The organism is Sphingobacterium faecium, assembly GCF_003054045.1.
GTDB lineage: Bacteria > Bacteroidota > Bacteroidia > Sphingobacteriales > Sphingobacteriaceae > Sphingobacterium > Sphingobacterium faecium.
The window spans coordinates 56196-74109 of record NZ_QBKH01000003.1 but is presented as its reverse complement, the minus strand read 5'-3'; the positions used below and the strand labels follow the sequence as shown (position 1 = coordinate 74109).

The following is a 17914-nucleotide window of genomic DNA, read 5'->3' as shown; positions in this document are numbered from 1 at the left end:
TTGCCTTTTTTGTATCATCAAACAGTCTAAAAGCACCTTTTCCCTAACTTTTGAAAATCCATATCTAATTTTAGATTTATTCTTTCAATTTCCTCATATGATAAAAGAGCATTAATACCAGCAAAAAATAACTTGAACAGGCAATCTCGGTAAGGATACAGCATCCTATCGAGACTATCAACGTGATTTTGAAATTAACATACCAAAAAAAGCATCGATTTTAGGTTCTTCAGACCCTGAATTTTTGGGAGATCCAACGAAGCACAATCCTGAAGATCTATTTTTAAGTGCGATATCAAGTTGTCATATGCTCTGGTATTTGCATTTTTGTGCTACATCGGGAATTCACGTGGTAAGATATGAAGATCAGCCCATAGGTATAATTACAGAAGAACAATCCGGCGCAGGACAATTCACTAAAATAACGCTATATCTAACCATGAGGATTAGAAGAGCAAAACAAGTAAACCTAGCTAAAGAATGGCATACCAAAGCAAATGAATTTTGCTTCATCGCAAAATCCCTCCATATTCCGATTCACCATCAACCCATTGTTATGGTGATGGAATAATAAATTGAAATTAATAAAAAGATGCACTTCATGATATTAAACAACGATACAAAGTTATATTAAGCAGATTTTTTTAAATAAAATAGGAATTCTTACATAAAATAAAGGAATTGATTCTTGACATATTCTTGATTTAATTTTTTTACTTTTGAATATGACTAGTGAATATTACGAAGGAGAGAAAATAGTTTCGATTGATTATAAAAATAATCTATTTGAACAAGCAGAATACGATAATTGTCGCTTCGAGACATGCGATTTCTCTAACAACAAACTAAACAACAGCATATTCACAAATTGTACGTTTGTAGATTGTAATTTTTCTCTAGCGGAACTTTCTGGGACTACGTTCCAACAAGTAATTTTCAAAAACTGTAAATTATTGGGTTTACAATTTCAGCAGTGTAATACTTTTGGTTTATCCTTTACCTTTGACAATTGCAATATTGATCATGCTTCTTTTTATCAGCTCAAGATAAAGAAGACATCCTTTAAAAATTGTCAATTGAGAGAAGTAGATTTTTCAGAATCAGATCTAACAGGATCATCCTTTCATTACTGTGACTTAAATCAAGCCATATTCGATCAAACAAATCTAGAACAAGTAGATTTTCGTGATGCATTTAATGTAACTCTTTCGCCCAATAAAAATAAATTAAAAAAAGCAAAATTTACACTTATCAATTTACCTGGCTTGCTAACTGAATATGATATTAAAATCGAATCTTAATTTTTAAACTTTTCGGCTTTTCCTTTGTTTTCTTATTAGAAAGGAGAATATAGCATGTCTAATGATAAAAATAAAAAAGTTGAAGAAGAAGATATTAATAATTCAAACCCAGATCAATTAGCCTATGACGAGGAAAAAAAATCATTTTCCTTGGATGTAGATGACGACGATCCGGACTATGATCACCCAAGTGATTATGAAACTGTTGCCGAAGGTGCAGCTGATGATGATTCGACGTACGACAACTCAAATCCCTATGTTGGTGATGAATATGCTGATTTGGAGGATTTAGAGGAAGATGAACTAGATGAGGATGGAATGCGAATAGAAGGAGAAGTTAAGGTAAGTGCAATAGATAAATTACTATCCGAAACACCGGAAGATTTACGCGACGATTTAGATGACGAAGGCTACCCCATCAACTATGACTAATTCACCTCATGAATAAAATCACTTGTGTACAATTGCTAAAAAATAGACTAATAATTATTTTTTAGCAATTGTACGCAATCTTAATCATCACCAATGGTATATCATGATGTCCCAACTATTGAATGCCATTTATCATTTCCTGAAAAACAAACTTTACTTCTCCCCTAAATTCATGTAATTAGCTTTCTAATTTTATATCTTTAGCTCATAATTATTTATTTTATGGAATTGAGCAAACCAATTATTAAAATTTCAAATCTTCGCAAATCTTACGGATTCAAAGAAATATTAAAAGGAATCAATTTAGACATATATCCAGGTCAGGTAATCGGTTATATCGGTCCAAACGGTGCAGGAAAATCAACTACTGTTAAAATTTTAACAGGGTTGATCAGTGATTTTGAAGGAGAAGTGATGATTAACGATATCGATATTAAAGAAAATCCCCTTGCTGTAAAAAGTCAAATTGGATATGTTCCTGAAAATGCGGAACTCTATGATGTACTTACTCCTCTGGAATATCTTGACTTTGTTGGTAAACTGTACGGGATGGAAGATACACTTATCCAACAAAGGGCTCAGCAATTGCTTCAAGCATTTGGTCTTAAACAAAATATAAATAATAGAATGGATACCTTTTCAAAAGGTATGCGTCAAAAAGTATTATTGATATCAGGCATTATCCACAATCCACAAATCATCGTATTGGATGAACCTTTATCTGGTCTGGATGCAAATGCCGTTATAATTGTCAAAGAATTAATTTCACTTTTAGCTAAAGAAGGTAAAACAATATTCTACTGTTCACATATGATGGATGTCGTTGAAAAAGTATCTGACCGTATCTTGTTAATCTCGGAAGGCCATATCATTGCAGATGGAACATTTGAGCAATTAAAAACACATCAATCCGAATCTTTGGAACAAATTTTCTCCAAACTGACAGGAAAAGAAGATGGAAATGCAGATGCATCAAATATAATTTCAGCAATTCGTTAATATCCTATGCAAAAACTAACGTTAAAATTTATTTTGCTTTTCAGCAAATTATGGGCAAATATGGGAATTGATGTTACTCAATTAAAAATAATTATAGAAACAAAATTGATCATCGATGATCGTCGCCCTTTAGCATCATTTACAAAAAATCAAAACAAGAAACCATCCAAATATTCAACGTGGTTTCAATTTTTCATTTTCCTCCTTATGGGGTTGATGTTCCTAGCATTTGTTATTGTCATCCACGACAAATTTTTAGCTACATCATTGTTTTTGACACTGATTTTATCCATGCTGTCTTTATCCCTGATCACTGATTTCTCAACAATATTACTTGACAATAAAGATCAATACATCATATTGCCAAGACCTGTAAATGATAAAACAGTGGCATTCTCAAGAGTACTTTATATGCTCATCAAGATTTCAACACAGTTGATGGCCATGTCCTTACCAGGATTAATTTTTGTATTTATCAGTTGGGGTATTCTAGCCGCTTTTACTTTTTTGATTCAATTAATAATAGCCACTTTAATAGCTGTTTTTTTTGTTAATATTTTTTATTCCTTATGTTTACGATTTCTATCGATTCAAAAGTTTAAAGATGTTATCAATTACATCCAAATATTTTTTTCCATTTTTATTTTTCTAGGTTATCAAATTGGTCCTAGAGTGATGGAAAGTTTCACAGAAGGACAAACCAGTGTTCACAGTATTAAATTACTTTGGCTTTCTCCAGGAACATGGATCGCTTCATTCCAAGCCTTACTTGTACAAGATTTTAGTACGCTTACACTTTCATTCACTGCACTCAGCATATGTTTACTGATTATAGCCATTTCAGGATCTTCACAGTTATTTTCTAAAGATTTCAATTCAAAAATCGCACAATTGGCAGGTGGAGATAACCCTGTTGAGAAAAAACAACAATATCCAGAAGGTCAAGTTCCATTATACAAGAAAATAGAAAAAATAGTGACCAACAGTCCTCTAGAAAAGGCTGGCTTTTCCATCATTTGGTTGATAACGGCACGATCTCGCGAATTTAAGATGCAACTATATCCTACCATGGCTTATTTACCCATCTATTTTATATTTCTATTTTTGCAAGGGAAAAGCGATACATTCTCCGAGCGAATCGATCGTGTCAATGGATCAGGTTTATATATTATGATCTTTTATCTATCCTTATTTACGGTATTAACCGTCTTCCAACTGATCACTAAGAGTGAAAAATACAAAGCAGCATGGATCTATTATGCGGCACCTATTCAACAAACTGGAGAGTTAATGTCTGGAGTACTTAAATCTGCATTCCTGAAATATTTTATACCCTTCAATCTGATTTTTTTAATCATTTGTGTACCGCTTTTTGGAGCGCATGTAACCAATGACATTCTTCTAGCTACAGCCATCGGAGGTATTGAGAGCGTGCTTGTGATGCTCTTTTTAGTTAAGTCCTATCCTTTTTCTCAAGCAGCTGAAAATGGAAAAAGTAGGGTGTTGATCAATCTTTTAGTATTGGGGCTGCTGGCACTTGTAGGTTATTTGCATATTGTGATCCACGAATACGAAATGATTATTTGGGTAGCAACTATTATCGCCTGGATAATATTTTTAATCATGATAAAATACCTAAAAAAAGAAAACTGGAAAAGTTTAGCTTTTGATGACAATTAAAAAGGAAATAATAATGAAAACAATACTCACGTCTATATTTTTAATAACATTATTTTTCCAAACCTCGCAAGCACAAGTTAACTTGCAAGACACTGTACGGCATGTACCCATTATTGCTTATTGGGATCAAGGAGATACTTTCAAATTTAAAGTCACTAAAAAAAATACGGATAGCGTTGATCACAAACTTGTAAAACATGAAGAGCGCGCCTATATTGCACAATTTATTGTCTTAGACTCTTTAGAAGATGGATATCGCATAGAATGGAAAATTATTGAAAATTTAAATCCAGAAAAAAAAGATATTCCAGAAGATTTACTCTTGGATGCAATGGCCTTAAATAGTGCTCAAATTATCTTCAAAACGGATACATTAGGTCGGTTTTTAGAAATAGAAAATCATAAAGTAATCAGTGAATTTTCTATTAAATATTTTAAAAGTTTTTTGAAGAATAGTCCAAATCAACAGGACAATGAGTTAATTTTAGAAAAGTATACTAAAATGTTCGAGTCCAAATCTGGAGTCGAAAACTTTATCCTGCCTGAAATACCATTATTGTGCAGTTTATATGGCGGCGTATACGACACTAAAGATACTATTTATTCAGAAGTTGAATTACCAAACCCGTTATCAAATCATCTTTTAGTTAGTAAATCCGAGTTTTACAACGATTACATCGATGAAAAATTTGTTAGTTTTTATAATAACTATTACGCTGATCAAAACTCTTATATAGAAATGGTCAAATCCCTATACGATGATGAAGATGAAATTGTGAAAGAAGAAATAAATAAAATACAACCTACCATCATATTCACAAACTATTTCAGCTATCATCTCCCATATGGAATTCCAGCAGATTTTTTTTCAGGGAGATTAATAAAAATAATCGATGAAAAAGGTATCCTCAATATTAAAGAAACAACCATAGATGTTGAGATGCTATATGACGAAGATTAAAAAAACGTTATATTTAAAGAAGTTTACAATTTATAAATAAAAAATTATGTCAACAATAACTGTCAGTGCCGATATCAATGCTCCTTTAGAATTTGTTTGGAAACTCTTCACGCTGCCTGAACATATTATGCGTTGGAACACGGCGAGCGATGATTGGGAAACTACATCAGCAACCAATGATCTTCGTAATGGAGGCAGGTTTAGTTTTCATATGACTGCAAAAGATAAAAGCTCTAGTTTTGATTTAGGAGGGCAATACGATGAAGTAAGGCCTTTAAGACATATTTCATACAGTCTCGAAGATAACCGAAGAGTAAGCACAACTTTTTTCGAAAATAAAAATGTAGTTACGATCGTTCAAAGTTTTGATAGTGAGACCACACATACAGAAGAGCAGCAACATAAAGGTTGGCAAGCTATTCTTAATAGTTTTAAAAAATACGTCGAATCACAATTATAAATAACCATACCGCTACTCCCCATCATGAAGACTAAGTAGCAGTATACTGCATCTTACCACTCGATCATCCTAAGTTGTTAGATCTCCATAAAAAGGCTCTCGTGAAGACAAAAGAGAGTGCCACCGTACCGCGCTGGCTTATTCTCCATCCTTCATCCATAAACGTATTGAATCTAAGATAGAATCCCCTCATTGTACAGTGACTTAGAATTATATAAAAAGGGAAAAAGAGACAAAAACAAAAAAGCTTCAAGTAAACTTGAAGCTTTTAGTAGCGGGGAGCAGGATCGAACTGCCGACCTCAGGGTTATGAATCCTGCGCTCTAACCATCTGAGCTACCCCGCCGTTTTTCGGTATGCAAATATAGCAATTACCCATCAAATAAAAAGCTTTTTTTTATTTTTTTTCATTGTTTTAACGCCTTAATGTACAAAAAAAACGCAATTCCTTTATAATGAAACAAATAGTAATAGTAAAAAATTAAAAGTGGGCACATAAAAAATGTACAGGCCAAATGGTCCATATTTTTTATTTTTTTTAATCCAAAACTTTTTTATAAAATAATTGCAAAGACAAAATAAATATGTATTATTACATATAATACTATAAAAGTATACCCCATACGCAATTAATAAAGAGGGGCTTTTGAGTTTAGTAGCGGGGAGCAGGATCGAACTGCCGACCTCAGGGTTATGAATCCTGCGCTCTAACCATCTGAGCTACCCCGCCGTTTTTGGGAATGCAAATATAGATTTTTTTTAATAAATAAAAAATAAATATTCATGCAATATGGCAGAAAAAATAAAATTAAACTTAGAATATATTGTAAATTCATCACCTAGAATTCTGTTCCCATTTTTACAAGAACCTAATGCCCTATCACAATGGCTTGCTGATGATGTTAATTATCGCGAATCTGTTTATGAATTTGTCTGGGATGATGAAGGCCATAAAGCTAAAATCGTAAATATTAAAGAAAATAAGCTAATACGCTATAAATGGCTTGATGATGAGCCTTATTACTTCGAATTGGAAATCGACCAAGACGAACTCACAAATGATGTTGCATTGCGAATAACAGATTTCGCAAAAGAAGATGATGTTGAAAACCGTAAAATGATTTGGAATAATTCAATTGAATATCTCCAAAGTGTAATTGGAGGATAAAAAAGTATATCTTTGCATCTAAATTAGGTCTTTTTAAAATAGACCTCTAAAGCTTCAAACAAAATAAGCTTTAGAAAGGAACTTGTGATCGGATGAAAAAGATTTATTTACTTATTCTTAAATCCTTTATAAAGCCATTTTTCGTCACTTTTTGTATTGTGATGTTTGTGCTTTTAATGCTTTTCTTATTTAAATATATCGATGATTTAATAGGAAAAGGCTTTGAATGGTATGTCATACTGAAACTAATCGGCTATCAATGTGCGGTTCAGATTTCTATGGCTATGCCCCTTTCTATGCTCTTGTCATCTATCATGACATTTGGCAATTTAGGAGAAAGCTATGAGCTTGTAGCCATTAAAGCTGCAGGCGTATCGCTCAGAAAAGCCATGACTCCCTTATTTATCTTAGTTGGCTTTTTTAGCTTAAGCTCCTTCCTATTTTCAGATTATATACTACCTATTGTCAATTTGAAAATGGGTTCATTGCTGTATGATGTGCGAAATAAAAAAGCAGACTTTCTAATTAAACCCGGTATTTTCAATAACACAATCCCAGGTTATTCCATCCGTGCTAAAGGTAAAAATGAAAATGGAACCATTCTGTATGATTTAATGATTTATGACAATCAAGGTGGAAATGCTGGAAATACGGTGTTAATCGCTAAAGAAGGATTTATCTACAATTCTCCTGACAATAGCTATATGATCTTAAAACTTAAAGATGGTATCCGTTATGAAGACGCACGTGTTAAAAGCTCAAAAAGTTATGACCCCCGTCAACAGTTCACCCGATTTAAATTCAAAGAAACAGAGCAAAAATTTGATATGGAATGGAATAAGATGCAACGAACTGATGAAAATCTGTTCAAGAGCCATCATGCTATGTTAAATTTAAAGCAACTAAAAGTGTACACAGACTCCAATAAAATGAAATTGGATAGTGTCAAACACCTGTTATCTAATACCATGGATCATCGTTTTAATCTATATTCACCCTATTTCAATAATAAACAAGGGGATGAAAAGTTTAAACCTGCCAAAATCAAGCCCTTCAACGATTTATTACAAGATGTGATCCCGGTGGAACAGCGTGCACAAATTACAGGTAATGCATTGAGTCAATTAAACTACATGAAGGACGATCTGAATAATAAATTGCCAGACTATAAAGACCTGAATGGAAAAGATATACGTTATCGGATTGAGTTTCATAGAAAATTCACGCTAGCTGTGTCGTGTTTATTATTATTTGCCATAGGTGCACCTTTAGGTGCGATTATCCGAAAAGGAGGATTGGGACTACCCGTCATCATGGCTATCATATTCTTTTTAATTTATCATATCATCTCTACGGTGGCAGAAAAATCTGCAAAAGATGGAGCAATCTCTCCTATTCTTGGAATGTGGATGGCAATTATTGTATTATCCCCCTTGGCTGGATTCCTAACTTACAAATCCACAACAGATTCGGCTCTATTTGATATCGACCAGTATAAGATAAAAGCTGAAGCTGGCTTGAATTGGATCAAAAGTAAGATTGGCAAAAAAAAGGCAAAAGCGCAATAATAAGCTCATTTTGACTTATACATTATAAATAAAATAGAATTCTATATTAACTTTGTATATATACATTTAAGATATCGATGGATTTCAAATTAAATACGATTGAAGAAGCAATCGAAGATATAAAAGCGGGCAAAGTAATCATCGTAGTAGATGATGAAGACCGTGAAAATGAAGGTGATTTTGTCACAGCAGCGAGAAATGCCACACCAGAAATAATTAATTTTATGGCTACGCATGGTAGAGGATTAGTATGTGCACCTTTGACAAGAGAGCGCTGTGAGGAATTGCAGTTAGACCTCATGGTCGGAAAGAATACTGCTGTATATGAAACAAATTTCACCGTTTCTGTCGATCTACAAGGTTATGGCTGTACTACGGGTATTTCTGCATCAGATCGCTCAAAAACAATTAAAGCCCTTATTGACCCCAATATTGATCCTGTCGAATTAGGACGTCCTGGACATATTTTTCCATTAATAGCTAAAGATGGTGGCGTATTACGTCGCACGGGTCATACAGAAGCTACTGTAGACCTAGCACGCCTTGCTGGCTTCGAACCTGCTGGTGTACTGGTTGAAATCTTGAAAGAAGACGGCGAAATGGCACGACTTCCAGAATTAATGGAAGTAGCAAAAAGATTTGATTTAAAAATTGTCAGTATTGAAGATTTAATCGAATACCGCTTAAAGCATGATTCACTGATCGTGGAAGAGGTGAAAGTGGATATGCCAACAGCATTCGGCGATTTCAAATTAAAAGCTTACACACAAAAAGATACTGGCGAGCATCATCTTGCGCTTTATAAAGGGGAGTGGAATGAAGATGAACCCATTCTTGTACGTGTACACAGCTCTTGCCTTACCGGTGACATCTTTGGATCTTGCCGTTGTGATTGTGGACCCCAATTACACAAAGCCATGGAAATGATCCAACAAGAAGGAAAAGGGGTGATCGTATACATGAACCAAGAAGGTCGTGGTATAGGCCTAGTTAATAAATTGCAAGCCTACAAACTTCAAGAAACTGGAGTCGATACCGTAGATGCAAATATTCAACTCGGATTCAAAGCCGATCTACGAGATTACGGAGTAGGAGCTCAAATATTACGTAATCTTGGCGTGACAAAAATGCGTTTAATGTCCAACAACCCATCAAAACGAGCTGGTTTAGTTGGTTATGGACTAGAGATCGTTGAAAATGTTGCGATCGAAATCAAATCTAATCCTTTTAACGAGGTATATTTAAAAACTAAAAGAGATCGAATGGGTCATACCATTATGAAGAATCTTTAATCATACTTGTAAAAGGGAGTTCGTAAGTTCTCCCTTTTTATTTATTACGTAAAATGATAAAAGAAGATATAAAGCAGCTTATTTTATTTGATGGAATTTGCAATTTTTGCAATAGTACCGTTAATTTTATCATTAAAAAAGATAAGAAGGACCAGTTTAAATTTGCGTCACTACAATCAGCACTTGGGCAAACTTTCATTCATAAACTTCCATCAAATACAGATTCGATTGTATACATTAGAAATAAACAGGTTCTAATAAAAAGCACTGCAGCACTCTATATTGCCCAAGATTTAGGATATCCCTATAAACTGCTCGCCATTTTCAAGTTTCTACCAACATCCTGGCGAGACTGTTGTTATGATTATATAGCAAAGAACAGATATCGATGGTTTGGTAAAAAGGATCATTGTGAAATACCCTCTGCGCAAAATCGAAAAAAATTCATTTCATAAAAATTCATAAACTATGAAAAATCCCTTATTGCTTAATCAAGCATATATAAATGGAAAATTCATTTCCCATAAAAAGACATTTGATGTCATCAATCCTTCCACAGGAAAAGTCATTGATTCAGTTGCGGATCTTGAAATTTCTGCATGCAAAAAAGCAATAACTGCAGCAGAAGCAGCCTGGATATTGTGGCGTAAGACATCAGCCGCAGAACGCAGCTCCTTAATTCGAAAATGGTACGAAATCATTTTACAAAATAAGGCTCATTTAGCTGAAATAATAACCCTCGAAAGCGGCAAACCGTTAAAAGAATCGTTGACCGAAGTAGATTATGGTAATTCATTTGTCGAATGGTTTGCTGAAGAAGGTAAGCGCGCTTACGGAGAGACTATACCATTTGCTCAAAATGGAAATAGACTGATGACGATCAAACAAGGTATTGGCGTAGTAGCAGCAATTACCCCTTGGAATTTTCCTTTAGCCATGATTACACGGAAAGTAGCTCCAGCACTTGCGGCAGGTTGTACCATTATTCTAAAACCGGCTTCACAAACGCCATTTTCAGCAATTGCCCTAGCAAAATTAGCCGAAGAAGCAGGTATACCAAAAGGTGTTTTCAATGTCGTTACCAGTAAAGATAGCGCAGGATTTGGAAAAGAACTGGCAAGCAATCCTATGATCAGAAAATTATCATTTACCGGTTCTACAGAAGTTGGAAAAACACTCATAACGCAAGCTGCTTCTAACATCAAAAAGGTATCGATGGAACTGGGTGGCAATGCCCCATTTATTGTATTTGAAGATGCTGATATCGAGGCTGCCGTAAAAGGAGCTATAGCGGGTAAATTTCGAAATTCAGGACAAACCTGTGTATCAATCAATCGCTTTTATATCCAAGAAAACATCTACGATACCTTTGCTCAAAAACTTACTGCAGCAGTAAAAAAACTTAAAGTAGGAAATGGCTTGGATAAAGGAGTAGAAGTTGGTCCACTCATCAATCTTAAAGGGCTTGAAAAGGTCAAACATCATATTGAAGATGCGGTTGAACAGGGAGGGAAAATCACAACAGGAGGAAAACCTATGAAAGGACTTTTCTTCGAACCTACTGTATTGACAGACCTCTCCCATGATGCCCTTATAGCACAAGAAGAGACATTTGGACCGGTATGTGCTTTGTTTAAATTTACTACTGAAGAAGAAGCTATTCAATTAGCTAATAACACTCCATTTGGTTTGGCATCTTACTTTTATTCACAAAATGTAAACCGCTGTTTTCGCGTTTCTGAACAATTAGAAGCTGGAATGGTCGGGATCAATACGGGATTGATTTCAAACGCTGCAGCCCCTTTTGGAGGGGTAAAAGAATCAGGAGTAGGCAGAGAGGGATCCAAACATGGTTTAGATGAATATATGGAGCTAAAATATCTTTGCTTCGCCGAATAATAAATCAAAAAAAAGCACGCATAAAAGAAAAGCACGAGTTAATAAACCGTGCTTTTCTTTGAAAATATTAATACTTAATCCGAGTAATTACTTCGAATAACTTGTTTGAACATACGGAGCAGCTAAAAGATAATCAATACTTTCTTTTAAACCTTTATCTAAATCAACTGTAACTTCTTCAAGTTCAACAAAAATATGTTTCACACCTGCAGTTTTAGCATTTTTAAAGATCGCATCAAATCCGACCATTCCACTTTGACCAATTTCACGATGATCTTTTATATGAAGTGCAGTAAATCTTCCAGGGTACTTATTGAAATAATCTACAGGACTCGATTTACCAATAACCGTCCAATATACATCCATTTCAAAAAATACATCTTCAGGATTAGTATGTTCAATCATATAGTCTAACATGATCACTTTATCTTCCACTTTTTGAAATTCGTGTGCGTGATTATGATAACCATATTTCAACCCGTTTTGACGACAAAGTTTACCAACCTCATTTAAGTACTTACATTGTGTATCCAGATCTTTTATTGTTTTTGGAACTTCCATCCAGGGAGTAACAATATATTGCATCCCAGCAGCCTTATGTGCCTCTATGGCCTTCACCCACCACTCTAAAGCTTTTGAAAAATCACCAGTAGCCAATTCTTCTTTTGAAAGATTTCTTGTAGCATGTGATGAGATAACTTTCATACCTGCTTTCTCCACTTTACTTTTAAACTCTTGCGGCGAATTATTATAAAATTTTCCATCACTAAATCCTGCCGCCTCAACAGCAGTATATCCCATAGCGGACAACTTTTTCAATACAGGAAAGTAGTCTGTATCATTTTTGATCTGACTTCTAACAGAATACAATTGGAGGCCTATATCTTTCTTTTTCAATGTTTGCGCAAAACTCTCGAACCCACAAAGACTCGATCCTGTCACTAAAAGAACAGCAACCAAAAATTTAAATTTCTTCATAATGATTATTCTAAAAATACGACTCCCTCTTTTGCACAATAATAAAGTTTCAATAAAACATTGATAATTTTCTATTTAGCTTTACAGGCATTTGGAAGATTAAATGTAATATTATACATAATTTCAAAAAGATACAACAACAACTCCTAATTATTAGATAACAATTCAAGTACAATTGTGATAAATATTTAAAAATCTTATTTTAGAGGAGAGAAATCCAGCTAAACTATTTAGTATAAAATTCATATTACAAAAAAATAGTGCTATGATCATAATTGCTCAAAATAACCGCTGATCTTATCTTTACAAAATCCAATGAAAAATTAAACAATATCATATTTTAAGTCATGAAAATTTATTTAACGGTAGTATTACGAGTGAAAGAAACACATCGTGAACAGATTAAAAATACTTTACTAGAAATGGTTCGCTTAACACGGCTTGAACCTGCAGCAGAACTTTACAACCTGCATCAAGGTATAGAAGATCCAAATGTATTTACGTTTTATGAGATTTGGACAGATCAAGCGGGTCTAGATGCACATAACGAACAACCATACATCAAAGATTTTGGACCTAGCTATGGAACCCTATTAGCAGATCAACCAAATGTGATAAAAACGACTTTAATTTAAAATTCAGCATGAGATGATAATACCAATAATGACCTCTCCTATTTAAAACTTACTGAGACATCTAGATGCAAAATATATTATTTATTTGTAGCCGCAACCGCTGGAGAAGCCTAACTGCAGAAACCATTTATAAGAAGCACAAAACAATACGAGCAAAATCCGCTGGTACAGAAAGTAATGCCCGAATTAGAGTCAATGGGAAACAATTATCCTGGGCTGATCTTGTATTTGTAATGGAAAAACATCATAAAGAAAAAATAATACAACAATTTTCAAATGAAACTCAGAGTTTAGAAATAATAATTTTGGACATACCTGATGAATACAAGTACATGGATCGAGATTTAATTGAAGAAATACAAAATTCAGTTTCATACTATATATCAGAATGATCAGTGTATAGCGTCAAAAATACCACGATCGTATACATACAATTTATATATCTACATTTCTATGTTATATCCTGATACAATGTTATCTAAGCTCATTTTAAGATGTTCCTGTCTGATCCTGATATTATTAATCATAGGTTGCCATTCTAATACAGCAGATTTTCCTGCAAAATACTATTTGGCAATTTCAAAACGAGATACAGCATATCTTAAGATTACCAAACGAGAAAATTATTTTTACGGCAAATACATCGTACAATATGGCAATAGTGCTAAAGACTCTGGTGAAATTAGAGGTAATATTCTAGGAGATACATTACTTGGAGACTATTTCTATATACCCAGTAGCGGTGCGGTAAAAAAAAGAAAACCATTTGCATTACTACAAAATGGCAAGACTTTGAGACTGGGTTCTGGGGCTGTGATGAGTTTTATGGATATACCTTATTATGCCCCTGAAGTTGCCATAAACTATGACAGCGTCAAGTTTGTATTCAACGAAATCGAACAAATGGATTTTTAATCAGATGCAGATGATAACAAATTTTGATATTTTTTAAAATCGAATAAGAATAATTAATGATACTCACCAAGCCCCGTTATAACGGGGCTTGGTGAGTATCATTAATATCCATGCAGATTGACCTCATCTGTAGATTTTACCGTTACCGTTTTACCCATTTTCTTTTGGATAACGGAAAAATGATGTAGATCTTCATCTGTTAATAGCGTAATGGCAGTACCAACATCATGGGCACGACCAGTCCTACCGATACGATGCACATAGTCCAAAGGAGAACGAGGCAATTCGAAATTAATCACAACAGGTAAGCCATCAATATGAATTCCGCGACCGATCAGGTCTGTCGCGACTAAAACTTGTACATCACCCTTTTTAAAATAGTCTAAATGATCTCTTCTACTCCCTTGTGATTTTTGACCATGTATCGAAATGGCTCTAATTTTATTTTTTAATAATTTATCCACTAATTTGTCCGCTGTACGCGTAGAAGATACAAATACCAAAACCTGAGTCATCTTGTTTTCTTTGATCAGATAACGTAAAAAAGGTCCTTTAGTTTCGGCAGTGACATGATAAGCGATCTGATCGATATGGTCGATATTTGCTTCTTCACTTTCAACCTCTACCACCACAGGTTTAATTCCAAGAAGCTGATTGATTTCTTCTATTTTATCATTTAACGTTGCCGAGAATAAAGTGGTTTGTTTTTTCTTAGGCATTAATGCTAAAAGTTGCTTCAGCTCATCCTCAAAACCCAATTGAAACATCTTATCCGCTTCATCGATCACTAAATGCTGAATATGACTAATGCTCAATGCTTTATTATTGATTAGATCTAACAATCGACCAGGAGTAGCGGTCAAAATTTCAACCCCCAGCATACCCTTCATCTGTGGATTGATAGATACACCCCCATATACCGCCATCGTTTTGATTTCGCGCTTCAAATTCGTAGTAAAAGCTCTAAAAACTTCATCAATCTGAATGGCTAATTCACGTGTAGGAACAAGAACTAGTACTTCAATATTTCGATCACGCTTAACGACCTCCACTTGCAATTTCTCTAAAATAGGCATCACAAAACATGCGGTTTTTCCAGAACCTGTCTGTGCAATTCCCATCAAATCTTTACCCGATAAGATAACTGGAATGGCCTGTTGTTGAATAGGAAAAGGTTTTAGATAACCTAACTGCTTAACAGAACTAATGATATTGTGTGATAATCCTAAAGACTCAAATGACATAAAAACGTTTATTTACTGCAAATGTACACTATTATTTATTCTCAAAAGTTAATGACAGTGATCAATTGAGAATATGAAGTACGAATCTTGTTAAATTAAAAAATAGGTGGATAAAATTCAATACGTTATAAGTTGACTTAGATCAGAATGGAAATTATTTACCGCCTTTTGAGATGCGGTATTTTTTATATGCTTTAATGAGAACCATCAATAAAATCGCTAAAGAAATAAGTCCAACAACACCGTAAATCCAATTCAACGCTGATTTTAGAACCACTGTAAAAACAATAGAAAACAACAGAACAGTAGATACTTCATTCCACATTCTAAGTTTTGTAGAGCTAAGCGTAGATTTTTCATCTCTTAGATTAAACATCATGCGTTGACTGACAAAATGGTAAGCGATCATACCTGCAACAAATAGCAGTTTTACGTGCATCCACCCCATTTGCAGTAATCCAGGATTTACATACAACATCACTAAAGCTGAAATCACAGTGATATACATCGATGGAGTAGTAATGACCCACCATAGACGATTTTCCATAATGGAAAACTGCTTATGCAGGACATGATAGGCTTCTTTGGATTGATCTTTTGCTTCGGTATGGTAGATAAATAAGCGAGGCATATAAAATAAGCCTGCCATCCAACAAATGACAAATATAATATGAATGGCTTTAGCGTACAGGTATATCATAGTTGTATAAAAATGAAGACAAATATAGTCGAATATTTATTACTTGAAAAAGTGTCCATTGTCTTTAAACAAAACAAGGAACAAAAATATGTTCCTTGTTTTGTTTAATAATTGTAAGTTATTAATATCTAAATTCCTTAACAACTTCAATTGCATATTTTACATGATCAAAAGGGATATCAGGCATAATTCCATGCCCTAGATTGAAAATAAAACCATTTTCACCACGCATACGTTCAAATAATTGATGGATTTTATCCTTAATCACTTTTTTATCCGCATACAGTACAAACGGATCTAAATTTCCCTGAACTGCTATACCTGCAGATAAAGATTGTTTAATATTTTTCAAATCAGCATTCCAATCGACCGAAATTACATCTGGTTTTGCTTCAGCCATAATAGGCGCAAACACAGAAGAACCTTTACAGAAAGAAATTACAGGAACATCTTTACGGTTCAATCTCGAGATAATCTGGTTGTTATAATAATGAGCAAACTCTTTGTAGTCGTTCCAAGATAATGCCAAAGCCCAACTATCAAATAACTGAACAGCATTTACCCCTGCTGCAATTTGCATATTTAAATATTCAACTGTTACATCAGCGATCTTTTGAAGAATAGTGTGAGCCAATTTTGGTTCATTATTCAACATTAACTTAGTCAGCTTAAAATCTTTTGAAGAAGCTCCTTCTACCAAATAACTTAAAATGGTAAACGGTGCGCCAGCAAAACCAATTAGCGGAATACTTCCATTCAAACGTTGTTGAATAACTTTAATAGCATCAGCAACATATTCCAATTTAGGTAGACAATCCGTCGCTAATTTATCCGCATCGGCAAAAGAACGTACAGGATTTGCAAAACGAGGACCAACCCCTTGTTCAAAACTTAAATCTCCACCCATTGCTTCCGCCGTAACCAAGATATCCGAAAACAAAATTGCAGCATCAATGCCTAATAGATCAACAGGTAACATCGTTACATCCGCCGCAATCTCTGGAGTTTTGCACATTTCCAAAAAGGAATATTTATTTTTTATCGCCCAATACTCAGGCATAAATCTTCCCGCTTGACGCATCATCCATACAGGTGGGCGTTCTGTTTGCTGCGAAAGCGCAGCTCTAATCAATAAATCGTTTTGTAAAGTAGTAATCACTATATATGTTTTGAAATTTCGTTTTGTATTTTGCCAATTATACTTGCTTGACGTTCTGTCAAATTCAATTTTTTAGCAACATCAATATAAGTTTGAGCACGTTCATACTCTTCTTTCCTTAAACTGATATTGGACAAATTGATCAAGATCATTCCTTTTTCATTATCTTTTTTCCACGGTAATCGGGATGCTAACTGAAAATGATATTCTGCCTCATCGATCCGATCCTCATGTAATGAGATAGTGCCCATCATATATTCATAAATATTACGACGTCCTTTTCTCAATCGATCTGGATTCTTCACCTCAGCTAGTAATACTTTTGCTTTTGCATAATTCTGCTTATGAAAAGAATCACTAGCCATCGCAACAGAACTCTCACGTAGATGGCTCCAAACGAGATAACAAACTCCCCCAGCAATTAGGATCGAAGTCTGATAATGTCCCGCATATACACCATAACCAATTAACAATAATGCAATAATAATAACAGCTACGCGAGCCTTAAATGTCATCATAAAGT

General features: G+C 34.3%; 20 protein-coding genes and 2 tRNA genes. 15 read left to right on the top strand and 7 right to left on the bottom strand.

What is annotated here, in order from left to right:
- Positions 1-244: 244 nt before the first annotated feature.
- The 7 genes from C8N37_RS08375 to C8N37_RS08345 all read left to right on the top strand — a co-directional run bounded on the left by C8N37_RS08375 (position 245) and on the right by C8N37_RS08345 (position 5833).
- Positions 245-571 carry an OsmC family protein gene (locus C8N37_RS08375; RefSeq protein WP_244914371.1) on the top strand — a complete coding sequence of 109 codons (327 nt, stop codon included), beginning with the start codon at positions 245-247 and terminating at the stop codon, positions 569-571.
- A 154-nt stretch (positions 572-725) separates the two neighbouring features.
- The gene (locus tag C8N37_RS08370) at positions 726-1301 is read left to right on the top strand and encodes a pentapeptide repeat-containing protein (protein ID WP_108158507.1); all 576 of its coding nucleotides are present in this window, start codon (positions 726-728) and stop codon (positions 1299-1301) included.
- A gap of 54 nt (positions 1302-1355) precedes the next feature.
- On the top strand, positions 1356-1733 hold the full coding sequence (locus tag C8N37_RS08365) for a hypothetical protein (RefSeq protein ID WP_108158506.1): 378 nt from the start codon (positions 1356-1358) through the stop codon (positions 1731-1733).
- A gap of 222 nt (positions 1734-1955) precedes the next feature.
- Positions 1956-2732 carry an ABC transporter ATP-binding protein gene (locus C8N37_RS08360; protein ID WP_108158505.1) on the top strand — a complete coding sequence of 259 codons (777 nt, stop codon included), beginning with the start codon at positions 1956-1958 and terminating at the stop codon, positions 2730-2732.
- A gap of 6 nt (positions 2733-2738) precedes the next feature.
- Entirely contained in the window at positions 2739-4412 is a 1674-nt protein-coding gene (locus tag C8N37_RS08355; protein WP_146171035.1) for a hypothetical protein, read from the top strand.
- 13 nt (positions 4413-4425) lie between these two features.
- Positions 4426-5373 (top strand): hypothetical protein, encoded by a 948-nt coding sequence (locus C8N37_RS08350; protein ID WP_108158503.1) that lies wholly within the window; start codon positions 4426-4428, stop codon positions 5371-5373.
- Between the two features lie 46 nt (positions 5374-5419).
- Positions 5420-5833: an SRPBCC domain-containing protein gene (locus tag C8N37_RS08345; protein WP_108158502.1), complete on the top strand. Its 414-nt coding sequence runs from the start codon at positions 5420-5422 to the stop codon at positions 5831-5833.
- A gap of 272 nt (positions 5834-6105) precedes the next feature.
- Here the strand turns inward: C8N37_RS08345 and C8N37_RS08340 are convergent.
- Positions 6106-6179: transfer RNA gene (locus C8N37_RS08340), tRNA-Met, on the bottom strand.
- A 310-nt stretch (positions 6180-6489) separates the two neighbouring features.
- Positions 6490-6563 (bottom strand) — tRNA-Met (locus C8N37_RS08335).
- 60 nt (positions 6564-6623) lie between these two features.
- Between C8N37_RS08335 and C8N37_RS08330 the strand changes: the two genes are divergently transcribed.
- The 5 genes from C8N37_RS08330 to C8N37_RS08310 all read left to right on the top strand — a co-directional run bounded on the left by C8N37_RS08330 (position 6624) and on the right by C8N37_RS08310 (position 11760).
- Positions 6624-7001: an START-like domain-containing protein gene (locus C8N37_RS08330; protein ID WP_108158501.1), complete on the top strand. Its 378-nt coding sequence runs from the start codon at positions 6624-6626 to the stop codon at positions 6999-7001.
- 92 nt (positions 7002-7093) lie between these two features.
- Positions 7094-8569, top strand: coding sequence for an LptF/LptG family permease (locus tag C8N37_RS08325; RefSeq protein ID WP_108158500.1), 1476 nt, complete (start codon positions 7094-7096; stop codon positions 8567-8569).
- A gap of 77 nt (positions 8570-8646) precedes the next feature.
- The gene (locus tag C8N37_RS08320; RefSeq protein ID WP_108158499.1) at positions 8647-9861 is read left to right on the top strand and encodes a bifunctional 3,4-dihydroxy-2-butanone-4-phosphate synthase/GTP cyclohydrolase II; all 1215 of its coding nucleotides are present in this window, start codon (positions 8647-8649) and stop codon (positions 9859-9861) included.
- Between the two features lie 53 nt (positions 9862-9914).
- Positions 9915-10316: a thiol-disulfide oxidoreductase DCC family protein gene (locus C8N37_RS08315; RefSeq protein ID WP_108158498.1), complete on the top strand. Its 402-nt coding sequence runs from the start codon at positions 9915-9917 to the stop codon at positions 10314-10316.
- 13 nt (positions 10317-10329) lie between these two features.
- A complete protein-coding gene (locus tag C8N37_RS08310) occupies positions 10330-11760 on the top strand; it encodes an NAD-dependent succinate-semialdehyde dehydrogenase (protein ID WP_108158497.1) in 1431 nt (476 codons plus the stop codon).
- Positions 11761-11847: 87 nt separating this feature from the next.
- Here the strand turns inward: C8N37_RS08310 and C8N37_RS08305 are convergent, their stop codons facing one another.
- On the bottom strand, positions 11848-12738 hold the full coding sequence (locus C8N37_RS08305) for a sugar phosphate isomerase/epimerase family protein (RefSeq protein WP_108158496.1): 891 nt from the start codon (positions 12736-12738) through the stop codon (positions 11848-11850).
- A 347-nt stretch (positions 12739-13085) separates the two neighbouring features.
- Here C8N37_RS08305 and C8N37_RS08300 point away from each other — a divergent pair, with 347 nt between their 5' ends.
- The 3 genes from C8N37_RS08300 to C8N37_RS08290 all read left to right on the top strand — a co-directional run bounded on the left by C8N37_RS08300 (position 13086) and on the right by C8N37_RS08290 (position 14288).
- A complete protein-coding gene (locus C8N37_RS08300; RefSeq protein ID WP_108158495.1) occupies positions 13086-13373 on the top strand; it encodes a putative quinol monooxygenase in 288 nt (95 codons plus the stop codon).
- A 65-nt stretch (positions 13374-13438) separates the two neighbouring features.
- Positions 13439-13765 (top strand): low molecular weight protein tyrosine phosphatase family protein, encoded by a 327-nt coding sequence (locus tag C8N37_RS08295; protein ID WP_108158494.1) that lies wholly within the window; start codon positions 13439-13441, stop codon positions 13763-13765.
- Positions 13766-13844: 79 nt separating this feature from the next.
- Positions 13845-14288 (top strand): hypothetical protein, encoded by a 444-nt coding sequence (locus tag C8N37_RS08290; RefSeq protein WP_146171034.1) that lies wholly within the window; start codon positions 13845-13847, stop codon positions 14286-14288.
- A 101-nt stretch (positions 14289-14389) separates the two neighbouring features.
- Here C8N37_RS08290 and C8N37_RS08285 read toward each other — a convergent pair whose 3' ends face one another.
- The 4 genes from C8N37_RS08285 to C8N37_RS08270 all read right to left on the bottom strand — a co-directional run bounded on the left by C8N37_RS08285 (position 14390) and on the right by C8N37_RS08270 (position 17909).
- Positions 14390-15532 carry a DEAD/DEAH box helicase gene (locus C8N37_RS08285; protein ID WP_108158492.1) on the bottom strand — a complete coding sequence of 381 codons (1143 nt, stop codon included), beginning with the start codon at positions 15530-15532 and terminating at the stop codon, positions 14390-14392.
- A gap of 154 nt (positions 15533-15686) precedes the next feature.
- Positions 15687-16232 (bottom strand): CopD family protein, encoded by a 546-nt coding sequence (locus C8N37_RS08280; protein ID WP_108158491.1) that lies wholly within the window; start codon positions 16230-16232, stop codon positions 15687-15689.
- A 121-nt stretch (positions 16233-16353) separates the two neighbouring features.
- Positions 16354-17391, bottom strand: coding sequence for a uroporphyrinogen decarboxylase (gene hemE / locus C8N37_RS08275; protein WP_108158490.1), 1038 nt, complete (start codon positions 17389-17391; stop codon positions 16354-16356).
- Positions 17391-17909 (bottom strand): hypothetical protein, encoded by a 519-nt coding sequence (locus tag C8N37_RS08270; RefSeq protein ID WP_244914370.1) that lies wholly within the window; start codon positions 17907-17909, stop codon positions 17391-17393. Before C8N37_RS08270 ends, hemE begins: the two co-directional genes overlap by 1 nt.
- Between the last annotated feature and the right edge of the window lie 5 nt (positions 17910-17914).

Coding starts and splice junctions, on each gene's coding strand:
- C8N37_RS08310 (WP_108158497.1), top strand. CDS start 10,330: ATGAAAAATCCCTTATTGCTTAATCAAGCATATATAAATGGAAAATTC.
- C8N37_RS08370 (WP_108158507.1), top strand. CDS start 726: ATGACTAGTGAATATTACGAAGGAGAGAAAATAGTTTCGATTGATTAT.
- C8N37_RS08280 (WP_108158491.1), bottom strand. CDS start 16,232: ATGATATACCTGTACGCTAAAGCCATTCATATTATATTTGTCATTTGT.
- C8N37_RS08290 (WP_146171034.1), top strand. CDS start 13,845: ATGTTATCTAAGCTCATTTTAAGATGTTCCTGTCTGATCCTGATATTA.
- C8N37_RS08365 (WP_108158506.1), top strand. CDS start 1,356: ATGTCTAATGATAAAAATAAAAAAGTTGAAGAAGAAGATATTAATAAT.
- C8N37_RS08270 (WP_244914370.1), bottom strand. CDS start 17,909: ATGATGACATTTAAGGCTCGCGTAGCTGTTATTATTATTGCATTATTG.
- C8N37_RS08350 (WP_108158503.1), top strand. CDS start 4,426: ATGAAAACAATACTCACGTCTATATTTTTAATAACATTATTTTTCCAA.
- C8N37_RS08320 (WP_108158499.1), top strand. CDS start 8,647: ATGGATTTCAAATTAAATACGATTGAAGAAGCAATCGAAGATATAAAA.
- C8N37_RS08300 (WP_108158495.1), top strand. CDS start 13,086: ATGAAAATTTATTTAACGGTAGTATTACGAGTGAAAGAAACACATCGT.
- C8N37_RS08295 (WP_108158494.1), top strand. CDS start 13,439: ATGCAAAATATATTATTTATTTGTAGCCGCAACCGCTGGAGAAGCCTA.
- C8N37_RS08360 (WP_108158505.1), top strand. CDS start 1,956: ATGGAATTGAGCAAACCAATTATTAAAATTTCAAATCTTCGCAAATCT.
- C8N37_RS08315 (WP_108158498.1), top strand. CDS start 9,915: ATGATAAAAGAAGATATAAAGCAGCTTATTTTATTTGATGGAATTTGC.
- C8N37_RS08305 (WP_108158496.1), bottom strand. CDS start 12,738: ATGAAGAAATTTAAATTTTTGGTTGCTGTTCTTTTAGTGACAGGATCG.
- C8N37_RS08285 (WP_108158492.1), bottom strand. CDS start 15,532: ATGTCATTTGAGTCTTTAGGATTATCACACAATATCATTAGTTCTGTT.
- C8N37_RS08325 (WP_108158500.1), top strand. CDS start 7,094: ATGAAAAAGATTTATTTACTTATTCTTAAATCCTTTATAAAGCCATTT.
- C8N37_RS08345 (WP_108158502.1), top strand. CDS start 5,420: ATGTCAACAATAACTGTCAGTGCCGATATCAATGCTCCTTTAGAATTT.
- C8N37_RS08355 (WP_146171035.1), top strand. CDS start 2,739: ATGCAAAAACTAACGTTAAAATTTATTTTGCTTTTCAGCAAATTATGG.
- C8N37_RS08330 (WP_108158501.1), top strand. CDS start 6,624: ATGGCAGAAAAAATAAAATTAAACTTAGAATATATTGTAAATTCATCA.